The 2,414-nt window shown below is 72.0% G+C and carries 2 protein-coding genes and 1 pseudogene; 1 reads left to right on the forward strand and 2 read right to left on the reverse strand.

Features of this window, described 5'->3' with window-relative positions; all coding sequences use genetic code 11:
- On the reverse strand, nt 1–386 hold a 386-nt coding region (locus ACIBAD_RS37580; RefSeq protein ID WP_398911545.1), incomplete at its 3' end, for a serine hydrolase.
- A gap of 162 nt (nt 387–548) precedes the next feature.
- Between ACIBAD_RS37580 and ACIBAD_RS37585 the strand changes: the two genes are divergently transcribed.
- Nucleotides 549–1,349 carry a maleylpyruvate isomerase family mycothiol-dependent enzyme gene (locus ACIBAD_RS37585; protein WP_398911547.1) on the forward strand — a complete coding sequence of 267 codons (801 nt, stop codon included), beginning with the start codon at nt 549–551 and terminating at the stop codon, nt 1,347–1,349.
- Between the two features lie 954 nt (nt 1,350–2,303).
- Here ACIBAD_RS37585 and ACIBAD_RS37590 read toward each other — a convergent pair.
- Nucleotides 2,304–2,414 (reverse strand): annotated as a pseudogene (locus ACIBAD_RS37590) (VOC family protein); the annotation flags it as partial.

The raw sequence follows: 2,414 nt of genomic DNA on the forward strand, positions 1-2,414 counted from the left end.
TGCAGAAGCACCGTCGACACGAATGACTTGGTGTTACTGGCGATCCGGAACCGTTGGTCCGGCCGTGCTCGCTCGCCGCTCGCCGTGTCCGCGAGGCCGGCCGCCGTCCGTGACTCCCGCCCTCCGTGCCTGGCATACGCCACGACACCCGGGAAGCCGTCCGCGACCGTCTGCTCGACGGCCCCCTGAAGACCAGCGGGCGGCGAGGCGGACGCCTGCTCCGCCGCCGCCGCCGGAAAGACCCCTGATACCAGCACCGCACAAATCCCCGCCCACAGTGCTGCGGCCCCCGCACGTGCATTCACCGATTGCTCCTGTTTCTGTCGCCTGCGCTGTTCCTGCGCTGTTCCTGCCCCAGCGTGCCGGGCCCCGCACCAGTTGCCCATCTGGCTGACGCCCGGGCCGATCCGGGGGCTGTCCCCACCCTTCCCGACCCGAGCGGTCCTCCCCCGCCGTCGTGACCTCCGCGAGGACGTCCGCCAGGGCCAGGCGGCGGCGACTGTGAAAATCGCTGTCCGATCACCGGGGCACGGTGATAGACATCCGGCGTGGAAGACAATCCTGAGTTCCCTGACCTGTTGCGACTGATCGATGAACGGTCGACCGCCTTCCGCGCCGCGGTCGCCGCCGCGCCCAGTCTCGACGCACCGGTGCCGAGCTGCCCCGGGTGGACGCTGTTCGATCTGGTGAAGCACCTGGGTGGGGGAGATCGTTTCTGGGCTGCCATCGTCGGCGCGGGACCTGCCGACGCTCCCCCGGCCGAGGCCGTCGCCACTCGCGCCGCTCTGGAAGTGCCGCGCGAGCGTGAGGCCCTGCTGGCCTGGCTGGACGCGTCGACGCAGCTTCTGCTGAGCGCCCTGAGCGAGGCAGGCCCAGAGAGCGGTTGCTGGACGTGGTGGCCCGCGTCGCAGTCACCGCAGACCGCCGGCGGCACCGCCCGGCACCGGGTCCAGGAGAGCGCGGTGCACACCTACGACGCCCAGCTCGCCGGGGGCGCCCCGCAGCCGCTGCCGGCCGAGCTGGCACTCGACGGTGTGGAGGAGTTCCTGTTCACCGTCTGCGCAACGCCGAGTGCCTGGCCGCACACGCCCACGGCCTTCGACTTCCACGCCTCCGAGGGCCGCTCCTGGCGCCTCGCGGTCGATGGTGACGGCGCACGTGTCACCTGCATCCCTGCGCCCATTGCCGCGACCGGCGAGGACTCGGATGCAGCCGGCGCCGCCGTCCATGGCACGGCCAGTGAGCTGGTCCTCTACCTGTACGACCGTATCCAGGCCGACGCCTTGCACGTTGACGGAGACGCAGGACTGCTCGACCTGCTCCGCGCCTGGGAGCCGGAGGAGAAGTAGGACGTCGCGAGGACCGTTGGCCGCGCCTCGAACCGGTAGGACACGACTCTTCGCCAGGTTCGTCAGTCGCGGCACCGGGCTCAAACCCGCGAGGCGGCCTCGGGGCGTCACCAAGCCGGCCGTCTACCTGGTCAGAGCTTGTTTTTAGCGGGGTGTAGTAGAGCTAGCGCGGCGGGTCGTTCAGAAGCCACCGGGCCGAGCGGCGGGCCGCGGCCCTCGCCGCGATCGATGAGGACTGGAACCCGGGCGACGAGGACCACGGGTGGACGGTGGACTGGCAACGCCGGTACGCGGGCTTGCGTGCGCTCTTGAGTGACAGCCGGGGCACCCGAAGCGTTACGCGACAGCCCTTAGGCAAACCAGAAAGACGTCAACACTAACCTGGGTCCGATCGCCACCATCTGGCTGTGCTCGGGCGGGTGCACCTGGAGCTGGCGCAGAGCCGCGCTGCGGTCGCCGGGTCGAGCTCGCGGGGGACGGTCAGGCCCTCGGTCAACGGCCCCCAGGAGCGCTTCGCGTCCACGCTCGCGGGCGGCGCCCACGGATCTACGTCGTCGCGCACCGGCGGCGCGGCCGCAGGAGCAGAAGGAGCACCCGGGGCCGGGGCCGGGGCGGGTACGCGGGCCTCGGCCGGCCCTGGGGCGGGAGCGGGCCCCGCAGTGGCAGGCGGCGGGCGAAGCAGGCGCGGGGGCCCCGACGGCGGGACCGGGCGTCTTGGCGGCGGCCGCGTTGACGGCGGCGACGGCCTGATCGACACCCGCTCCCGCGGCGTGCGCGTCGAGGAGGATCCGCGCGACGTCGATGCCCCGGCGTCGAGGTGGCCCATCGCGGCTGAGATGTCCGGCCAGGCCGGAGAGGCGCGGCGCGGCGCGGCCCAGGAGTTCGGATGGTTCGCGGATCCGGCACCGGACCCCTGGGATCTCGGGGCTCCCGCGTAAGCGGCTGTGCGTGGCGTCAGTGTGCGAACTTCTCGATGGCCTCCGGGGTGACGGGGGTGAAGAAGTTGACGAGGTTGCCGTCGGGGTCGCGGAACAACAGCGACCGGTTGCCCCAGGGCATCGTGGT

The organism is Streptomyces sp. NPDC051109, assembly GCF_044455885.1.
Classification (GTDB): Bacteria; Actinomycetota; Actinomycetes; order Streptomycetales; family Streptomycetaceae; genus Streptomyces.